Genomic DNA, 18,469 nt, shown 5'->3' on the forward strand with positions numbered 1-18,469 from the left:
CAGACGTCACTTGAGCAAGCCAGCCTCGCGGGCGGCTTGCTCGGTGCCCGCGTAGTTTTCCGGCTTGGTTTCGATGAAGCGGCTGGCTGCCTGCAGGTCGAGAATGGCTTTCTGTTCTGGATCGGCGGGGTCAAGGTTCAGGAAGGCCTGCTTGATCTTCTCCTTGAGGGCCGGGTCCATGTTGCCACGCACCGTCCAGTTGTAGTCGAAATAGGTCGGGGTCGTGGCGAACACGCGCACCTTGGCGGTATCGACCTTGCCGGCGTCCACCAGTTTCTGCCAGACGCTGGCGTTGAGCACACCGGCATCGACCTTGCCAGCCTGTACCCAGGCCACGGTGGCGTCGTGGGCACCGGAATAGGCTACGCGGCTGAAGTACCCTTCAGGTTTGATGTTGTCCTGCTTGAGCATGAAATAGCGTGGCATCAAGCTACCGGACGTGGAAGAAATTGACCCGAAGGCGAAGGACTTGCCCTTGAGGTCCGCCAGGCTTTTTACTGCAGGGTTGGCAGTGATGAACTTGGAGGTGAATTGGGCGTCCTGCTCGCGCTGCACCAGCGGCGTGGCAGTCGGGTCCTTCAGGTGCACCTGCACGAACGTGAACCCGCCCAGCCACGCCATGTCCAGCCGGTCGGAGGCCAGCGACTCGACCACGGCCGGGTAGTCAGTCACCGGCACAAACTTCACTTGCATGCCCAACTGCTTGGACAAGTATTCGCCCAAGGGTTTGAACTTGCGTTGCAGTTCGGTGGGCGCTTCGTCGGGAATGGCGCTGACACGCAGTGTCTCTGCGGCCTGGACGGCCAGGGCACAGCAGGACAGCACGAGGCTGGCGGCGAGCGCCAAGGGACGTTTGAGCATGGGTTTCTCCGGTTCAATAGCGGGGAATGGGGTGAGTTCGAGGCTGCGCGCAATAACAGGCAGTGCAGGTGGGCTGCCTTGCCGACGTGCAGGTTGCAGCTCGATGCGAGTCATTGACCCGACGATTATAAGAGCCGCAGGCCCAATGACCAGCTTTGCTACAATCGCGCAATAAATTGACCTGCCGAGGTACACATGAGCGAGCCGATTCGCCTGACCCAGTACAGCCACGGTGCCGGCTGTGGCTGCAAGATATCCCCCAAGGTGCTGGACGTCATCCTGGCCGAAAGCGGTGCCCAGGCCCTGGACCCGAAGCTCTGGGTCGGCAATGCGTCGCGTGACGATGCCGCCGTGTATGCCCTGGACGAGGAGCGCGGTGTGGTGTCGACCACCGACTTCTTCATGCCCATCGTCGATGACCCCTACGATTTCGGCCGCATCGCGGCAACCAACGCCATCAGCGATATCTACGCCATGGGCGGTGATCCCCTGATGGCCATTGCCATCCTGGGCTGGCCCGTCAACGTCCTGGCACCAGAGGTTGCCCGTGAGGTGATCCGCGGTGGCCGGGCGGTATGCGCCGAAGCCGGTATCCCGCTTGCCGGTGGTCATTCCATCGATGCACCCGAGCCGATTTTCGGCCTGGCGGTGACCGGCGTGGTCAACAAGCGCCATCTCAAGCGCAACGACACCGCCACGGCGGGCTGCCGCTTGTATCTGACCAAGCCCCTGGGCATCGGTATCCTCACCACCGCCGAGAAGAAAGCCGTGCTGCGCGAGCAGGATCGAGGCGTGGCGCGCGACTGGATGTGTACCCTGAACACACCAGGCAGCCGCTTTGGTAAGCTCGACGGGGTCAAGGCCATGACGGACGTCACCGGGTTCGGCCTGCTCGGCCATCTGGTTGAGCTTGCAGAAGGCAGCGGCCTGACCGCACACCTGGACTACGCCAAGGTGCCCCGCCTGCCGAGTGTCGAGCACTACCTCGCCGCCGGCTGCATTCCAGGGGGGACGCTGCGCAACTTCGAGAGCTACGGGCACAAGCTAGGCGCGCTCAGTGACGATCAGAAGCACTTGCTGTGCGATCCGCAGACCAGCGGTGGGCTGCTGGTGGCCGTAACCCCGGAAGGTGAGGACGCATTTCTCGCGGCAGCCGCTGAGCTGGGCTTGCAGCTGTCGCCTATCGGCTACCTGGCGGAGCGACAGCGCCACGCAGTCGAGGTCGTCTGATGCGGCCCGACTGCACCGATTTCCGCCAGTTGTTTCTCGATGATGTACCGATGATGGACATGCGTGCGCCCGTCGAGTTTGCCAAGGGCGCCTTTCCCGGCGTGGTCAACCTGCCCCTGATGAACGATGTGGAACGGCAGAAGGTTGGCACCTGTTACAAGCAGCAGGGGCAGGCTGCCGCCATCGCCCTGGGTCATCAACTGGTGGGCGGCGCCAGCAAGCAGGCTCGTCTGGAGGCGTGGGTGGCATTCACCCAGGCTCACCCGGAAGGCTATCTGTATTGCTTTCGTGGTGGCCTGCGCTCGCAGATCGTCCAAGGGTGGTTGCGCGATGAAGCCGGTATTCGCTACCCGCGTATCACCGGGGGCTACAAGGCGATGCGCAACTACCTGCTCGAGACCACGGAGCAGGCCGTAAGCGAGTGCGATTTCGTGTTGGTTGGCGGCTTGACCGGTACTGGCAAGACCGATGTGCTGCAACAGCTGGGCAACGTACTGGACCTTGAAGGCCATGCCAATCATCGCGGGTCGAGCTTTGGCAAACGCGCCACCGGGCAACCGGCTCAGATTGACTTCGAGAACCAGCTGGCCATCGATGTGCTGAAAAAGCGCGCGCAAGGCATTGGCCAGTTCGTGCTGGAGGATGAAGGCCGCATCGTTGGCAGTTGCACGGTGCCTTTGTCTTTGTATCAGGGCATGCAGCACTACCCGCTGGTGTGGCTGGAGGACAGTTTCGATGGCCGGGTCGAGCGCATCCTGCGCGACTATGTCATCGACCTCAGTGCCGAGTTCATCGCCCTGCATGGCGAGCAAGCCGGGCAGCAATTGTTCGCGCAGCGCATGTTTCAGAGCATGGCCAACATCCGCAAGCGCCTGGGCGGTGAGCGCCATCAGCGGCTCACGGCGCTGCTCGAGCAGGCCTTGGGAGAGCAATTGCGTAGTGGCTGCGTGGACCTGCACCGAGGCTGGATCGAGGGGTTGCTCAACGAGTACTACGACCCGATGTATGCCTATCAGCGTGAGGCGAAGGCCGAGCGGATCGAGTTTGTTGGGGATGCTGTGCAGGTGCGGGAGTATCTGGAGCAACGCGCGCGGCGAGGGATAGGATTGAGTCAAGCAGCCCGATTAGGTTAGCAACTCTCAGCTCTCGGCCCTACTCATCTCTTGATCTTGATCTTGATCTTGATCTTGATCTTGATCTTGATCTTGATCTTGATCTTGATCTTCGCGACTTCAGAAGGCCGAACGCAGGTCTTGCGGAGGGAGGTGACAGGCATGGATGCCTGTCAAGCGCTGGGCCCCAGGATGGGGCCTACAGCGCGGTCCTCCCGGGAGCAAGACCGGAGTGAGGGAACCCCGAAGCGCAGCGTAGGGGCCGTATGAATGGAGCGCAGCGTTTTTTGGTTACTTTTTGTCGCGTTTGACAAAAAGTGACTCGCCGTAAGGGCGAAAAGGTGACTAAGCGTCGCCATCGCCAATGGACTATGCTCTCTTTCAACACCCAAACCAACGCAATTAAACTTCAAACTTCAAACTTCAAACTTCAAACTTCAAACTTCAAACTTCAAAGCGTGGGCGCGCAAAGCAAGTTGGTATTCATTGGCGCGGGTGGCGCACAGTCACCTTTCCGCCCTTACGGCGGCTCACTTTTTGTCTTGTCAAAAAGTGAGCAAAAACCGCCTGCTCCTATCATCCGGCCCCTGCGCTGCGCTCCGGGGTTCCCTCGCTCCGGGCTTGCTCCCGGGAGGACCGCGCTGCAGGCCCCATCCTGGGGCCCAGCGCTTGACAGGCATCCATGCCTGTCACCTCCCTCCGCAAGCCCTGCGCTCGGCCTCCTGAAGTCGCGATTTGCGGCGCTTGGACTACCGCGCGCTTAGAAGCAACTGCAGCTGCAACTGCAATATATAAATTCAATAGATGAGTTGACGCCTGCAAATCCTTTGAATACTACACAGTTCTATGTAGGAGCGACCTTGCGCCGCGATGGGCCGCGCAGCGGCCCCAGTCATTAGCGCACTGCCTCAACGCTTGGAGCCGCTGCACGCTCCATCCTACAGAAGATATATACCGTGGCAAGTTTAGAACTCATCACCGCTGCGGTTCCATAACCCGCTCAAGTTCCGCCGCCCGCTCTCGGGTCATGTCCATCAGGCAGGTCCCGCCCTCCAGCTGCGCCATTGTGCCGCCGCTGGCCTTGCGATGAAACTGGCAGTTGCCATCCCGATAGACCAGCCATTTGCGCTGCACATCACGCAGACTCTTTTGCTGATCCGCCGACAGTTTACCCATCAGCTGCTTGTAGACGCGGTTCAGGCGCTGGTCCTGTACCTGCGTCTCGGCCTTGAGACATTCACCCATGGCCAGGGTACTGGAGGCATCGTCCATGCAACGGGCATAAGCGGGCGACGGATCGTCGGCCATGGCCAGCGGCGTGCAGCACGCCAATGCCAGCCCCGCCAGGTAGTGCTTGATCATGCAAACTCTCCTTGAGTGTCAAAGCGTCTGAGGCTGCTCCGGCGGCATCAATACCCTGCTCGGCTCGAAGCGCAACGACGGCATCTGCGTGGCGGCATACAACGTCACGGCCAATGCCGCAATCAGGGTAACGTCCGCCCAATTCCACCCAGGCATATCAGCGGCCTGGCGCGCTTTCAAACAGTACCAGCCCTGACCAAGGCAAAATACCAGCATGGCTGCCACCCACACATAGAACCCTGCCGCCAAACCTGTCAGGTCGTGAAACTCATAACTCTGATTGTCCGGCAGGCGGTCGATACCCAAACTGGATGCCGCCAGATACAGAGCACAAAGCCCTAGCAGCAGGGCCAAGCGGCGAAAGCGCCGATGCGCCAGAATGGCCAGGGCGAGCAACGGATTGGCGAACCACTGGTTCAGGCCGAAGGGTACGCCCCAAGGCCCGTACAGCAACATCTGCAGGGCGGGCATGTGGTGGCCATCGCTCATCGAGGCGCCATCGAAGCACAAAGCGACCAAGTAAAGCAGGAGCGTGATGCAGAGATAAAAAGCGGGCAAAGGACACCTGGAAGGACGGTACAGGGGATGACCATAACCCATGTCATCCCCCGCTTCCAAACTGGGTGTTCGCAGTCTTTCAAGCCACCGGCGGTTCGAGCAGCAGCCCGTAGATGCCCGAGTCGGAAAGCTCACCGCCTACGCACCAGCGTGCCCGCAGGGTGCCCTCCAGCACAAACCCCTGGCGCTCCAACGTACGCGCCGAGCCTTGGTTGCGAGGGTCGATCTCGCCTTCCAGGCGGCGCATGTGCAGGGTGTTGGCGATGTAGTCGATAAAGCACGTCAATGCTTCATCCATATACCCCCTTCCCTGCACGGCGCTGGCCAGGCAATAGCCGATCTCACCTCGCCGGGAGGTGTCGTCGATGTTGAACAGTTGAACCATGCCAATCAGCTCGCCGTTGTCCCGGCGATACATGCCAAGCTTGAGTTGCTCACCATTGGCATACGCCTCACGATCAGCTGCCAGTGCGCTCTGGGCTTCAGCCAGACTCTGCCAGGGCGCGTGGTGCCAGTACCGCATGACTTCCGGGTCGGCCATGATCGCCAACCACTTTGCCGCATCGGCGTGGCGCATGGGGCGCAGGTAAAGGCGCGGGCTATCGAGACACAGATCACTCGGGAAACTTCGGGGTGGGGTCACGCCGGCTCACCTGTCCATTGCTGGGTAAGATGACAGTTTAGCGTCAAGCGCGGCGTTCAGGCATTGCAAAACTCCACGGCGGTGCACAGTCGCCAGTCAGGACGCTCAGATGCGCGTCTCTGCCTTGTCAAAGATTGCGACTATGCCCGACTTCCATGTCATGGACTCAGGTGAAGGATGCTCATAAGCGAACCCCTACATGCCGACTTAGGCGACCTCAGCCCCATCATCGGGCCAATGCGGCTCATTGGCCCCAGGCGGAGTCAATGGCGGTAGACCGTAGGCGGCCCGGGCGGTATCACAGCGTGGATTGTGTACGCCCCCCTCCCACGACGCCTCGAACTCGCGGCAGGTGCTGGAACGGTTGGCGTAGATGGTGCAGGCAACGCCTTGCCCCACCTCGCCCTGAAGGCTGGTGCAACGGCAGGGCTTGGCGTCGGTGCCAATCATGGCCACCCGAGACGGACTCACCTGTACCACCAGATCGTCAGGCACCACACCGCCGGAGGACTGGCATTCACCCCAGAAGAAGGACACACGGAAATACCCGCAGCAAGCGCCGCAGTCAAGGCAAGGGTTATATTCGGACATGATTGCACGGAAGGAAGGTGGTTGAGATCGGGGCTGGCCCGAGCAGCCATTCTCGGGCCAAGCGGGGGTGATTGAATAGAGGGACAGAAAAAAATAACTGCAGGCGATTGACTGTCACCAGACGCTCTCTTCCCCCTCGGATCAAGTTAGCGCAACGCTTTATAGGTATCGCCATCGCACTGCGTCAGACCAAGACCTGCAGCTGGGTAATAGGGATCGCCGCGTACATGGCTGAAGGTCGTTTGCCGTGTGCCTTGATGTAATAGCCTGTCGTCACGGCTCCCTTCGGTCACGACGGTGTAGGACTCGCGACGCATTGCTTGGTACTGGTCTTCACGGTCCGCCATTGCCTTGTGATAGGCCATCACTTGTCCGTCACTCAAGTCCAGGCACTTGGCCAATTCGACACCCCAGCGCCTGAGGCACACTTCGGCGTAGTGCCTGACCACCAAGCCCGGCTCGACCAGCACTTGGCCGCTGCCAGCACCGTCAACCGACGCGTTCCCCACCAGCGTCGCGTGCCGACCCGGCATGGGAAACACGCTTATCCGGGTACCGGGTTGCACGTCTGGCACCACACAGGCGAACCCTTTGGAACGTTCGTCACGGGAGTAGAACCCTACGTACTCACGTACATTGGCCGACAGCATCACGCGCTCTGGCTGTACATTGCCAATGCCTGGAACCGGGTCAATGGTAAAAATATTGACCGGGACATCGCACAGCTCAGGGTCCTTGGCCATGGCATTGGCCAGCATGTGGCAGCTGATGCCGCCGCGGCTCCAGCCGACCAGGTTGACCTGTGTAGGCACAAGCGGCTTACGAAACAGGTGAATGATGCGTTCCTGTAGCGCCTGCGGCGTGGGTTGGCGGTCACCGTAGTCATAGGTTCTCCAGAACCACGAAGCGGTCGAAGCCACTTCCGGCACAGGGACGCCGGCATCTTTGAGCCGCCTATATTCGGCCTCGCTCAGTTTGGTGCGCTGCCAGCGGCTTTGCCCTTTGATGATCTGAAGCACATGGCTGACGTTTTCTTCCCAGCCGCGGCCAAACAATTGCCCTGTCCAGTTGTAATAACCGCCGGGATCGACGAACAGGCTGTCGTCCTGAAGATTGCCGCTGCCCGGACCGTCGACAGCGACCCAGTGGGCAAACTCGCGGCCCTGGTCATGGCTGGCCAGGGTCGAAACCAGTTCGCCATTCCAGAAATTGGTGTTGGTGTCGTCGAAGCGATGGGAACCTGTCCCACAGAAATAGGCGGTAAAAACACTCATGTCACTGTCATCGTGCGAGAAATGAGTGCCGAAGGTAGTCAGTTAGCACGATAGGGAACATACGGAAGTCCGTCCTGCCATCGTGCGCTGCGCACCTGCCGCCGGGAATTCCAACGGCAGGCCGTCAAAGGTTACTTGCGCGCCAGCCCGTCAGTCCGGAACATCTGGCGGATACCGCGAATGGCCTGACGAATCCGATCCTGGTTTTCGATCAAGGCAAACCGCACATGGTCGTCACCATAGTCGCCAAAGCCGATACCTGGCGAAACACACACCTTGGCCTCGGCGAGGAGCTTTTTGGAAAACTCGAGCGAACCCAGGTGTGCGTACTCAGGCGGGATCTTGGCCCAGACGTACATGGACGCCTTGGGGTTCTCGACCATCCAGCCCAGCTCGTGCAAGCCCTTGACCAGCAAATTGCGACGCTGACGGTACTGCTCGGCAATATCCCGTACGCACTGCTGATCCCCTTCCAGCGCTGCAATGGCAGCCACCTGCAAAGGCGTGAATGTACCGTAATCGTGGTAACTCTTGATGCGCGCCAGGGCGTTGACCAGTTCGGGGTTACCGACCATGAAGCCGATCCGCCAGCCGGCCATGTTGTAGCTCTTGGACAAGGTGAAGAACTCCACCGCAATGTCCTTGGCGCCAGGAACCTGCATGATAGACGGCGCTTTCCAGCCGTCGTAGACGATGTCGGCATACGCCAGGTCGTGCACCACCAGCACGCCATATTGCTTGGCCAATGCCACCACGCGCTCGAAGAAGTCCAGCTCCACGCACTGGGCGGTTGGGTTGGACGGGAAGCCGAGAATCATCATCTTGGGCTTGGGGATGGACTCGCGAATGGCCCGCTCAAGCTCGTTGAAGAAGTCCACGCCCGGCACAAGCGGAACAGAACGCACCTGGGCCCCGGCGATCACAGCGCCGTAGATATGAATCGGGTAGCTGGGGTTGGGCACCAGTACCGTATCGCCTTGATCCAGGGTGGCCAGCATCAGGTGTGCCAGGCCCTCTTTCGAGCCAATGGTGACGATAGCCTCTTCTTCAGGGTCGATGTCGACCTCGTAGCGCTCCTTGTACCAGTTCGAGATAGCGCGACGCAGGCGCGGAATGCCGCGGGATGTGGAATAGCCATGGGTATCCTCGCGCTGAGCGACTTGCACCAGCTTCTCGACGATATGCGGCGGCGTGGCGCCATCGGGGTTACCCATGCTCAGGTCGATGATGTCCTCGCCACGGCGGCGGGCAGCCATCTTGAGCTCGGCAGTGATGTTGAAGACGTAGGGCGGGAGACGATCGATGCGCGCAAAGCGGCGCGGCAAACCTGGATTGGCCATGGTTTCCTCTGAGGACGTAAGCGCCCGGAACCGTCCGAGCGACGCTGGCCGCATGAGGCGGCCTGACTCAGAAGATAGTGCCGAAAGTAGTCACCTGTAAAGGTCTATTTGCTGTTTTTTTATATCTATTCAGGGTTATTTTTTGTTATGTGAGCATACGCAGCAGCCTTTACAACATCGCGGTCAAGCCTGTTGCAAAAAGGCTATCAGTACAGAGCATGCGTGCTGGCTGACACGCGACAGGCCCCGCACAGGCATAAAAAAACCCCGGCACACAGGCCGGGGTTTTCGTGAAGCAGGCGTGGTTTCAGCGTGCGTAGGTCATCAGCACGTCAGCAGCCGTCTGGCTGTCCACACCCATCATCAGGCTCAAGGCCATGACGGTAAGGATGGAAAAGCCAAACACTTTGCGTGCCCACTTGCTGTCATCTTCGGCCTTGTAGCCACCCCATGCCATGTACAGCCAGTAAAGGCCCATGGCAGCTGCCACGGCCATGTAGCCGAGGCCGGCGTAACCGCCGAGGGTGAGCATCAAGGTCGCAAGCACGAATGCCAGCACATACAGCACGATCTGCTTTTTCGCAGCCAGGATGCCGCGCGCCACCGGCAATACCGGAATGTTTGCGGCACTGTAGTCCTTGAAGCGGAAGATGGCGATGGCAAAGCTGTGCGGCATCTGCCACAGGCTGAACATCACTAGCAGGGTCACCGCCGCCAGGTCGAAGCTATTGCTGACAGCGCAATAACCAATGACAGGCGGCATGGCACCGGACAGGCTGCCGACCAAGGTGCCGTGCACGGATTTACGCTTGAGCCACAGGCTGTAGAAGCCCACATAGACCACGAAGCCGATCAGTGCGCAGTACGCGGACAAGGGGTTGGCCTGGACGTAGAGCAAGCTGAAACCCGCCACCCCAAGCAGGGTGGCATAGATCAGCGCGAGGGGCAGTGACATGCCACCCTGTACCATCACGCGGTTCTTGGTGCGCTCCATTTTCTGGTCGATGTCGCGGTCGATGCAGTTGTTGAATGCACAACCGGACGCCACCACCAGGGAGGTACCAACAACCACTGCCAGCAGCAGGGCGAAGTCCACATGGCCCTTCGCGGCAAGGAAGAAACCGCCTGCCACGGAAAGCACGTTACCGAAAATGATCCCCGGTTTGGTGATTTGGATAAAGTGCTTAACGGACATGCAGTCTTACCTCACTTGGCCAGCATTTCGGCGTGGATGCTGAACATGATCCACAGCGACAGGCCAACCAGCAGCGCGATCACCATAACGGTGAACAGGAACGTCGATACGTTGTTGCGTTGCCCTTTCGAGCGGTCCATGTGCAGGAAGTACACCAGGTGTACCACCACCTGGATCACGGCCATGGCCACAACGACCAGAACGGTCAGGTTCTTCGGCAGGCTTGGGAACATCACCAGGCCGAACGGGATCGCGGTCAGGATGATCGACAGGACGAAACCGATCATGTACGACTTGACGCTGCCGTGGCTGCCTTCGTGATGAGTGTCGTGTGCGTTAGCCATTACAGAACCCCCAGCAGGTAGACGACGGTGAATACGCAGATCCAGACCACGTCCAGGAAGTGCCAGAACAGGCTCAGGCAGCTCATGCGGGTCTTGGCGGTCGGCGTGATGCCGTGCTTGTTGATCTGGTACATCATGATTGCCATCCAGATCAGACCAGCCGTCACGTGCAGACCGTGGGTGCCTACCAGGGCGAAGAAGCCCGACAGGAAGCCACTGCGGTTCGGGCCGAAGCCTTCGCCGATCAGGTGATGGAACTCGTAGATTTCCATCGCGATGAAGCCTGCACCGAACAGGAAGGTCACAGCCAACCAGCCCAGGACGCCTGCCTTGTTACCGGCGAACATCTTCAGCATGGCGAAGCCGAAGGTGATCGAGGACAGCAGCAGGAACAGCGTTTCAACAGCTACGAAATCGAGCTGGAAGATGTCATGACCCGACGGGCCGCCGGCAAAACTGCCGGACAGCACCGCGTAGGTGGCGAAGAGCGACGCAAACAGGATGCAGTCGGTCATCAGGTACAGCCAGAAGCCCAGTACGGTCATCTGGCCCGAGTCGTGGTGGTGATCGTCGTGCCCATGGTCGTGACCATGAGCACCGTGCATTACTTGACTGGACATTGATTACACCCGCTCAAACGATTCGACACGTGCGCCGGCAGGCAGAGCACCTGCATTGGCCAACGCTTTCATGCGCTCGCCTTCGATGCGCGCCACTTCTTCGGCCGGAACCATGTAGCCCTGGTCGTCACGCGCAGCGTGGCGAACGAAGACAGCGATGGTTGCAACCAGGCTTGCGCCGACCAGCCACCAGATGTGCCAGATGAAAGCGAAGCCGAAGATGGTCAGGAACAGACCCATGAACAAACCGGTAGAGGTATTGCTCGGCATGTGGATCGCTTCGTACTTGCCCGGCACCTTGTAGGCAACACCGGCTTCCTTGGCTTCGTGCCAGGCATCCAGGCCAACCTTCTCAGGCATGTGGGCGAAGTTGTAGAACGGAGGTGGCGAGGAAGTCGACCATTCCAGGGTACGGCCGCCCCATGGGTCGCCGGTCACGTCCAGGTTCTGGTGACGATCGCGAACCGATACGAACAGCTGGATCAGCTGGCAGGCGATACCGAACAGGATCAGCACGGCACCAACCACGGCCACGTACAGGTAGGGTTCCCACAGTGGGTTGTCCGAGTGGTTCAGACGACGGGTCATACCCATGAAGCCCAGTGCGTACAGCGGCATGAACGCCACGTAGAAGCCCGAGATCCAGAACCAGAAGGCAGCCTTGCCCCACTTCTCGTTCAGGGTGAAACCGAAGGCTTTCGGGAACCAGTAGGCGAAGCCAGCGATATAGCCGAATACCGCACCACCGATGATCACGTTGTGGAAGTGGGCGATCACGAACAGGCTGTTGTGCAGCACGAAGTCAGCACCCGGTACAGCCAGCAGAACGCCGGTCATGCCACCGATGGAGAAGGTGATCATGAAGCCCAGGGTCCAGAGGATCGGCGCGGTGAAGCGCAGACGGCCCTGGTAGATGGTGAACAGCCAGTTGAACAGCTTCACACCCGTCGGGATGGAGATCAGCATCGTCGCCAGGCCGAAGAAGGTGTTGACGCTGGCGCCGGCACCCATGGTGAAGAAGTGGTGCAGCCAAACCGCAAAGCCCAGTACAGCGATCGCACCCGATGCGTAGATCATCGCGTGGTGGCCGAACAGGCGCTTGCCGGAGAAGGTGGAGGTGACTTCCGAGAACACGCCGAAGGCCGGCAGGATCAGGATGTAAACCTCAGGGTGACCCCACGCCCAGAACAGGTTGACGTACATCATCGGGTTCCCACCAAGCTCGTTGGTGAAGATATGGAAGTCCAGATAACGGTCAACGGTCAGCAGTGCCAGTGCAGCGGTCAGGATCGGGAACGAAGCCACGATCAGGACGTTTGCCCAGGTGCAGGTCCAGGTGAAGATAGGCATGTCCATCAGCTTCATGCCAGGTGCGCGCATCTTCATCACGGTGACGAGGAAGTTCACGCCTGTCAGTGTCGTACCCAATCCTGAGAGCTGTAGCGCCCAGATGTAGTAGTCGACACCCACGCCCGGACTGTACTGAATGCCCGCGAGCGGCGGATAGGCAACCCAACCGGTCTTGGCGAATTCACCAACGCCCAGCGAGATGTTCACCAGCAGCACGCCTGCCAGCAGCAGGTAGAAGCTCAGGGAGTTCAGGAAAGGGAAGGCCACGTCACGTGCACCGATCTGCAGAGGAACCGCAAGGTTCATCAGACCGGTGAAGAATGGCATCGCCATGAAGATGATCATGATCACACCGTGGGCGGTGAAGATCTGGTCATAGTGTTCAGGCGGCAGGTAGCCTTCGGAACCACCGGTGGCAACAGCCAGCTGGGTCCGCATCATGATGGCGTCGGCGAAGCCGCGCAGCAGCATGACCATCGCGACGATGATGTACATCACCCCGATTTTCTTGTGGTCGACGGTCGTCAACCACTCGGTCCACAAGTAGGACCACTTGCGGAAGTAGGTGACCGCACCAACGACAGCGATACCACCGAGCGCGATAATGGCGAGTGTCACCATGACTATCGGCTCGTGATAGGGTATCGCCTCCAGGCTTAATTTACCGAACATCTCTTACTCCTCTGCACCGGCAGCTGGTTGCATACTCGATTCCACACCCTTGGTGGTGGCCAGGTCTTTGCTGCCAGCTTCTTCGTGGCTCGAACGACCGCGGTTCATGCCTTCGTACTTGTCGACGATCAGCTGGAACTGGTCAGGCGAGGCCTCGCTATACAGCGTGACTGGGTTGTTTTCGCTTGGTTTGGCCAAGGCTTCGTATTCGGCCTTGCCCAGCTTCTTCGGCGACTGCTTGACTTCGGCGACCCACTTCTCGAAGTCTTCCTGGGACGTGGCAGTAGCCTTGAATTTCATGCCGGTGAAGCCAGCACCGCTGTAGTTGGCGCTGATACCGTCAAACACGCCGTTTTCGTTGGCGATCAGGTGCAGCTTGGTGGTCATGCCCGCCATGGCGTAGATCTGGCCACCCAGGCCCGGGATGAAGAACGAGTTCATCACGGCGTCGGAGGTGACGCGGAAATTGACCGGGGTATTGGCCGGGAAGACGATCTTGTTGACCGTGGCGATACCTTGTTCCGGGTAGATGAACAGCCACTTCCAGTCTAGCGCGACGACGTCGATCTGCACGGGCTTCACGTCGGAATCCAGAGGACGGTACGGGTCGAGCTTGTGGGTGGACTTGTAGGTCACGTAACCCAGCACGATGATGATCAGGATCGGGATGATCCACACCGCAGCCTCGATCTTGGTCGAGTGCGACCAGTCCGGGGTGTAGGTGGCTGCCTTGTTGGAAGCGCGATACTTCCAGGCGAACACCACGGTCATGATGATGACTGGCACGACGACCAGCAGCATCAGGCCGATTGCGATCAGGATCAGGTTCTTTTGCTCAATGCCGACCTGTCCCTTCGGGTCGAGCAGGGTCCAGTTGCACCCACTGAGTAAAAGCATGCCTAAAAAGGGCAATATGCCAAACAGTCTGGGGTAACGCTTTTTACTCATCTCACGACCTCTAGATCAGCTTGCTTCAATGCAATTGGTGTTTGATAGCCAACACTTCGTCCAACCAAGTGAGGCATTGCGCGCCCGTACCCGCTCCTGCCTGGGCCCGACTGCAGGACCTTGGCTTCAAGCGAGTTAGCGGTGCTTTTGGTTTCGTAGGCAAAGGCCTGTATAGCAGACCAATTCCATTTGGTGCGGAAAACGCGGAGGGGGGTCCGCCCGGTATCGCCGTTGGGCGAAACTTGACGAAGTCAGCAAAAAGGAGCGCTGGGGCTTCCTTCAATCCTGCGACTTGCAAGCAGTGCCGAACGGAAATTGGGGGCGATTGTAGATAGGTCGCCAACCCTTGACTATGACTTATTGAGCAACAGTCCTTTACAGGATCTGTAACAATAACGCCGATAAATTCAACTTCGCGACACTTTGTCGCACCCCTGGCTATAGCCCTGGAACCCGCATCCAGCAAGGGCTACAGCTTGATCTGGATCAACTTCCCAGGGGTTTTCGTACCTCGATGGCGCCCGCAAAAAACCTTGTCGTATTCAGGGACTTTTGTCTAAGGACGGCGACGGTTGCGGTAGATACCAAGTGGCACCAGCAACGCCGTCAGGACGAAGGCGATCAATGCCCATTGCGCCAGTGAAAGGCCCAGCACCGGTGGGTAAGGCGTGCTGCAGAAACCATCCACCTGAAACGCCAGCGGCCAGACCTTGGCCAAGGGCAAGTCATCGACGATGGGCTGCAGGGTATCGATGCCACAACTGACCATGGGGTTGGCGAGTATATACACATGGTTGCCGGCTGCAATGATTCCGCCAATGGCGCTGACCACCACCAGTGCCTCGAAGAAGGTCAGGCTGCGTCGCCCGGGCATGGCTGCAGCCAGGAATGCGAAGACGGCGATGAACAGGAGCGCATAGCGCTGAAGAATGCACAACGGGCATGGCGCCTCGCCCAGCACCACCTGCATGTAGAGGGCGCCACCGATCAGCGAAACGCAGATCAGGCCCAACAGTACCAGAAAGCGCCGTTCCCGATTCAGGCGCGATGTTTGATCATTCATTGCCGGTTCCTTGGATGGATAGTCGCAGCGTAGTCCGCCAGCTTGGCGCAATTCTACACAGACGCCGGTGGCCTGGGCGCCCCGCCTTTCATGGATAGATACTCCTGGCGACAATGGGGTGTGGCTCAGACCGGGCGTTGGCAGAACGGTTCAACGAGGGGGCAGCAAAAATTGAAGCTGCCGGACAGGCCGCAGTTGCCGCCTGCTTGTCGTTCAGCAGGAGTGAATGGCAGCTGGGTTAATGCAGGATTAACGCATCAGGCAAGCATCGCCCTGGCGGGTTTCGTCAATACAGCAAGGGGCTGCTATGCAGCCCCTTACGGCCGACCTTCGGCGTGGCCGTTACGCTTCTTTATATATAGTCACTAGGCACTAAGGCCCTTACACCAGCGACGCGGCCGGCCCGTAGAACTCGTAGCGGGTCTGCTGCTCGGGTACGCCCAGGGCCAGAAGCTGGCGTTTGACCGCAGCCATGAAGGGCTTCGGCCCGAGGAAGTAGGCGTCCACGTCGCGTTCACGAGGGAGCCACTCGCCCAGCAGATGCTGGTCCAGCAAGCCCACGGCATTGGCGTGAGCTGCATCATCTGCTTCGGCGTAGCAGTAGAAACGCTTGAGTTGCGGGTGCTGCGCTGCCTGGGTGTCGAGCCACTCGCGAAACGCATGCACCTGCCCGTTGCGCGCGCAGTGAATAAAGTGCACCGGCCGGCCAGTCGGCAAGGCCGCCTCTAGCATGGCCAGGGTAGGCGTTATGCCCACGCCCCCGCTGATCAGCACCAACGGCTTGTCACTGGCGGCCAGTATGAAATCACCGGCTGGTGGGAACAATTGGAGGGTGTCACCTACCATCAGTTGGTCATGCAGGTAGTTGGAGACCGTGCCACCCGATTCGCGTTTGACGCTGATCCGATATTCACCACCGTCGCACAACGCGGAAAGCGAATAGTTGCGACGATGCTCTACACCATCGATCATCAGCCTCAGGCCGATGTACTGCCCAGGTTCGGCCTTGAGCACCGGCTTACCGTCCACTGGGGCGAAGTAGAAAGAGACGATTTCGCGGCTTTCCACCACTCGCCGTGCCAGTCGGAACTCGCGGGTCCCTCGCCATCCGCCGTCGGCCTCTTCTTTTTGCTTGTAAAGGCTTTCTTCAGCATTGATGAGAATGTCTGCCAACTGGCCGTAGGCTGCGCCCCAGGCGTCGATCACCTCGGTCGTGGCAATGTCCTTGCCCAATACTTCCTCGATGGCCCGCAACAAGCAGCGGCCAACGATCGGGTAATGCTCGGGCAGGATCTGCAACGCCACATGCTTGTTGATGATCTGGCCCACCAGACCGCCCAACTGTTCGAGCTGATCGATGTGACGGGCATACATCAGCACGCCATTGGCCAAGGCACGCGGCTGGTCACCGCTGGCCTGGTGCGCCTGGTTGAACAGTGGACGTACCTCGGGGTACTCGTTGAGCATCATTTGGTAGAAATGAGTGGTCAGTGTCTCGCCGCCGGTTTCCAGCAATGGAACGGTGGCCTTGATGATCGCACGTTGTTCGGCATTGAGCATTGCAGCAACTCCTGAGCCATGGGCTTCGAATGATGCCTGGATCATTTCATCATTCGTGCCAAGTCCAGGGCCCTGCAAATTCGGGGCCTTCAAGCCGTAGCATGTCGAAATGACACACGATGGCTTATAGTCAATTAGACACACAGGAGTCCCTATGACTGCCAAGCCATTGCTTACCGCCTTGCTGCCACTGGTCAGCGACCTGTCCCGCGACCTGCCCGATCAAGAGCGCTATCGCCGTTTGCTGCAAGCCATGCGCAGTCTGCTGCCCTGTGACGCTGCCGCCTTGCTCCGGCTCGATGGCCAATGGCTAGTACCCTTGGCCGTGGACGGCCTGAGCCCAGATACCGTTGGCCGTCGCTTCAAGGTCAGTGAGCACCCACGTTTTCAGATTCTGTTGAGCAGCCCCTCCCCTACCCGCTTTGCCAGCGACTCCGAGCTGCCGGACCCCTACGATGGCCTGGTCAATACACCGGACGTGGACCTTGAGGTTCACGACTGCATGGGTTGCCCCTTGATGGTCGATGAGCGCCCGTGGGGGCTGGTCACCCTCGATGCCCTGACGCCCGGCCAGTTCCAGAGCCTGGAGCTCGACGCCTTGCAAGCCTTTGCCAGCCTGGCCGCTGCCACCGTGACCGTGGCCGAGCGGATCGAACGCCTGGCCCTGCGCGCAGAAAACGAGCATCAGCGAGCAGAGGTGTATCGCCAGGCCAGTGGTCAGGACCGCGAGCTGATCGGCCAGAGCCCGGCCCACAAGCGCATGCTGGAGGAAATCCGATTGGTGGGCAGCAGCGACCTCACCGTGCTGATCACCGGCGAGACCGGGGTGGGCAAGGAGTTGGTAGCCCAAGCCCTGCACCAGGCGAGCAGCCGCGCCCACAAGCCGTTGATCAGCCTGAACTGCGCAGCGCTGCCCGACACGCTGGTAGAAAGCGAGCTGTTCGGCCACGTGCGCGGAGCCTTCACCGGCGCCCATGCAGAGCGCCGAGGCAAGTTCGAACTGGCCAATGGGGGCACGCTGTTTCTCGACGAGGTGGGCGAGTTGCCGCTAGCCGTACAAGCCAAGCTGCTGCGCGTGTTGCAAAGCGGGCAGTTGCAGCGGCTGGGCTCGGACCGCGAACATCACGTCGACGTGCGCCTGATCGCCGCCACCAACCGCGATCTGGCCGCCGAGGTGCGCAGCGGGCGATTGCGTGCCGATTTCTACCACCGCCTGAGCGTATATCCCCTGCATGTCCCCCCTCTGCGGGAACGAGCACGCGACGTGCTGCTTCTGGCGGGCTACTTCCTCGAACAGAATCGCTCACGCCTGGGCTTGAGCAGCCTACGTCTGGACGCGGACACCCAGGCTGCACTTCTGTCCTACGACTGGCCGGGCAATGTGCGTGAACTGGAGCATCTGATCGGCCGCTCGGCGCTTAAGGCGTTGGGCCGACAAACGGTGCGTCCCAAGATCTTGTCCTTGACCGCTGCCGACCTGGATCTTCAGCCACTTGCCTCACTGCCTTCACAGCTCGCCCCTGCCCGTGAAACGGCGGTGCCGGAACTGGGTGCTGGAGGCCTGCGCCAAGCGCTGGACACCTACCAACGCCAGCTGATCCAGGCCTGCCTGGATCAACATCAGGGCAACTGGGCCGCCACCGCAAGAGTGCTCGAACTCGACCGCGCGAACCTCAGCCGCCTAGCCCGGCGGCTGGGCATTCGCTAGGGATGCCTCACAAAAGGATTAACCCAGAAAGCCTCTGG

General features: G+C 59.8%; 17 protein-coding genes. 3 read left to right on the forward strand and 14 right to left on the reverse strand.

Translation table 11 applies throughout. The features are described 5' to 3' along the window. Window positions 1-6: 6 nt before the first annotated feature. The gene (locus FS767_RS05115; RefSeq protein WP_144964441.1) at window positions 7-861 is read right to left on the reverse strand and encodes a putative selenate ABC transporter substrate-binding protein; all 855 of its coding nucleotides are present in this window, start codon (window positions 859-861) and stop codon (window positions 7-9) included. 195 nt (window positions 862-1,056) lie between these two features. On the opposite strand from FS767_RS05115, the gene selD reads away from it, so the two are divergent. Both selD and mnmH read left to right on the forward strand, forming a co-directional pair. Next, a complete protein-coding gene (gene selD / locus FS767_RS05120) occupies window positions 1,057-2,091 on the forward strand; it encodes a selenide, water dikinase SelD (RefSeq protein ID WP_144964442.1) in 1,035 nt (344 codons plus the stop codon). After that, window positions 2,091-3,224 carry a tRNA 2-selenouridine(34) synthase MnmH gene (mnmH, locus tag FS767_RS05125; protein WP_144964443.1) on the forward strand — a complete coding sequence of 378 codons (1,134 nt, stop codon included), beginning with the start codon at window positions 2,091-2,093 and terminating at the stop codon, window positions 3,222-3,224. Before selD ends, mnmH begins: the two co-directional genes overlap by 1 nt. A 954-nt stretch (window positions 3,225-4,178) precedes the next feature. Here mnmH and FS767_RS05130 read toward each other — a convergent pair. The 13 genes from FS767_RS05130 to hmpA form a co-directional block, all read right to left on the reverse strand. After that, window positions 4,179-4,565 carry a lysozyme inhibitor LprI family protein gene (locus FS767_RS05130; RefSeq protein WP_144964444.1) on the reverse strand — a complete coding sequence of 129 codons (387 nt, stop codon included), beginning with the start codon at window positions 4,563-4,565 and terminating at the stop codon, window positions 4,179-4,181. A gap of 18 nt (window positions 4,566-4,583) precedes the next feature. Further along, a complete protein-coding gene (locus tag FS767_RS05135) occupies window positions 4,584-5,123 on the reverse strand; it encodes a hypothetical protein (protein ID WP_144964445.1) in 540 nt (179 codons plus the stop codon). Between the two features lie 79 nt (window positions 5,124-5,202). After that, entirely contained in the window at window positions 5,203-5,766 is a 564-nt protein-coding gene (locus FS767_RS05140) for a GNAT family N-acetyltransferase (RefSeq protein ID WP_058606020.1), read from the reverse strand. A 207-nt stretch (window positions 5,767-5,973) separates the two neighbouring features. After that, on the reverse strand, window positions 5,974-6,357 hold the full coding sequence (locus FS767_RS05145; protein WP_144964446.1) for a YkgJ family cysteine cluster protein: 384 nt from the start codon (window positions 6,355-6,357) through the stop codon (window positions 5,974-5,976). A 146-nt stretch (window positions 6,358-6,503) separates the two neighbouring features. Further along, window positions 6,504-7,631, reverse strand: a complete 1,128-nt coding sequence (locus FS767_RS05150) for a hypothetical protein (protein WP_144964447.1) — start codon at window positions 7,629-7,631, stop codon at window positions 6,504-6,506. A 131-nt stretch (window positions 7,632-7,762) separates the two neighbouring features. Continuing rightward, window positions 7,763-8,971 carry an alanine transaminase gene (alaC, locus tag FS767_RS05155; RefSeq protein WP_144964448.1) on the reverse strand — a complete coding sequence of 403 codons (1,209 nt, stop codon included), beginning with the start codon at window positions 8,969-8,971 and terminating at the stop codon, window positions 7,763-7,765. A 307-nt stretch (window positions 8,972-9,278) separates the two neighbouring features. Then, a complete protein-coding gene (cyoE, locus tag FS767_RS05160; RefSeq protein WP_023533464.1) occupies window positions 9,279-10,166 on the reverse strand; it encodes a heme o synthase in 888 nt (295 codons plus the stop codon). 11 nt (window positions 10,167-10,177) lie between these two features. Then, window positions 10,178-10,510, reverse strand: coding sequence for a cytochrome o ubiquinol oxidase subunit IV (cyoD, locus tag FS767_RS05165; RefSeq protein WP_058606015.1), 333 nt, complete (start codon window positions 10,508-10,510; stop codon window positions 10,178-10,180). Continuing rightward, window positions 10,510-11,130 carry a cytochrome o ubiquinol oxidase subunit III gene (cyoC, locus tag FS767_RS05170; protein ID WP_058606014.1) on the reverse strand — a complete coding sequence of 207 codons (621 nt, stop codon included), beginning with the start codon at window positions 11,128-11,130 and terminating at the stop codon, window positions 10,510-10,512. Before cyoC ends, cyoD begins: the two co-directional genes overlap by 1 nt. A 3-nt stretch (window positions 11,131-11,133) precedes the next feature. Continuing rightward, on the reverse strand, window positions 11,134-13,152 hold the full coding sequence (gene cyoB / locus FS767_RS05175) for a cytochrome o ubiquinol oxidase subunit I (RefSeq protein WP_144964449.1): 2,019 nt from the start codon (window positions 13,150-13,152) through the stop codon (window positions 11,134-11,136). 3 nt (window positions 13,153-13,155) lie between these two features. Then, complete coding sequence (cyoA, locus tag FS767_RS05180; RefSeq protein ID WP_144964450.1) at window positions 13,156-14,100, reverse strand: ubiquinol oxidase subunit II; 945 nt, start codon at window positions 14,098-14,100, stop codon at window positions 13,156-13,158. 556 nt (window positions 14,101-14,656) lie between these two features. Further along, window positions 14,657-15,163: a disulfide bond formation protein B gene (locus FS767_RS05190; RefSeq protein ID WP_023533466.1), complete on the reverse strand. Its 507-nt coding sequence runs from the start codon at window positions 15,161-15,163 to the stop codon at window positions 14,657-14,659. A gap of 381 nt (window positions 15,164-15,544) precedes the next feature. Then, window positions 15,545-16,723: an NO-inducible flavohemoprotein gene (gene hmpA / locus FS767_RS05195; protein WP_144964451.1), complete on the reverse strand. Its 1,179-nt coding sequence runs from the start codon at window positions 16,721-16,723 to the stop codon at window positions 15,545-15,547. 154 nt (window positions 16,724-16,877) lie between these two features. Between hmpA and norR the strand changes: the two genes are divergently transcribed. Beyond that, a complete protein-coding gene (norR, locus tag FS767_RS05200) occupies window positions 16,878-18,431 on the forward strand; it encodes a nitric oxide reductase transcriptional regulator NorR (RefSeq protein WP_144964452.1) in 1,554 nt (517 codons plus the stop codon). The last annotated feature ends 38 nt before the right edge of the window (window positions 18,432-18,469 follow it).

This window comes from Pseudomonas sp. DE0010 (assembly GCF_007680745.1).
Classification (GTDB): Bacteria; Pseudomonadota; Gammaproteobacteria; order Pseudomonadales; family Pseudomonadaceae; genus Aquipseudomonas; species Aquipseudomonas parafulva_B.

Excerpts from the sequence above, each read along its gene's own strand:
- FS767_RS05115 (WP_144964441.1), bottom strand. The coding sequence starts at position 861 with ATGCTCAAACGTCCCTTGGCGCTCGCCGCCAGCCTCGTGCTGTCCTGC.
- selD (WP_144964442.1), top strand. The coding sequence starts at position 1,057 with ATGAGCGAGCCGATTCGCCTGACCCAGTACAGCCACGGTGCCGGCTGT.
- mnmH (WP_144964443.1), top strand. The coding sequence starts at position 2,091 with ATGCGGCCCGACTGCACCGATTTCCGCCAGTTGTTTCTCGATGATGTA.
- FS767_RS05130 (WP_144964444.1), bottom strand. The coding sequence starts at position 4,565 with ATGATCAAGCACTACCTGGCGGGGCTGGCATTGGCGTGCTGCACGCCG.
- FS767_RS05145 (WP_144964446.1), bottom strand. The coding sequence starts at position 6,357 with ATGTCCGAATATAACCCTTGCCTTGACTGCGGCGCTTGCTGCGGGTAT.
- FS767_RS05150 (WP_144964447.1), bottom strand. The coding sequence starts at position 7,631 with ATGAGTGTTTTTACCGCCTATTTCTGTGGGACAGGTTCCCATCGCTTC.
- alaC (WP_144964448.1), bottom strand. The coding sequence starts at position 8,971 with ATGGCCAATCCAGGTTTGCCGCGCCGCTTTGCGCGCATCGATCGTCTC.
- cyoE (WP_023533464.1), bottom strand. The coding sequence starts at position 10,166 with ATGTCCGTTAAGCACTTTATCCAAATCACCAAACCGGGGATCATTTTC.
- cyoD (WP_058606015.1), bottom strand. The coding sequence starts at position 10,510 with ATGGCTAACGCACACGACACTCATCACGAAGGCAGCCACGGCAGCGTC.
- cyoC (WP_058606014.1), bottom strand. The coding sequence starts at position 11,130 with ATGTCCAGTCAAGTAATGCACGGTGCTCATGGTCACGACCATGGGCAC.
- cyoB (WP_144964449.1), bottom strand. The coding sequence starts at position 13,152 with ATGTTCGGTAAATTAAGCCTGGAGGCGATACCCTATCACGAGCCGATA.
- cyoA (WP_144964450.1), bottom strand. The coding sequence starts at position 14,100 with ATGAGTAAAAAGCGTTACCCCAGACTGTTTGGCATATTGCCCTTTTTA.
- FS767_RS05190 (WP_023533466.1), bottom strand. The coding sequence starts at position 15,163 with ATGAATGATCAAACATCGCGCCTGAATCGGGAACGGCGCTTTCTGGTA.
- hmpA (WP_144964451.1), bottom strand. The coding sequence starts at position 16,723 with ATGCTCAATGCCGAACAACGTGCGATCATCAAGGCCACCGTTCCATTG.
- norR (WP_144964452.1), top strand. The coding sequence starts at position 16,878 with ATGACTGCCAAGCCATTGCTTACCGCCTTGCTGCCACTGGTCAGCGAC.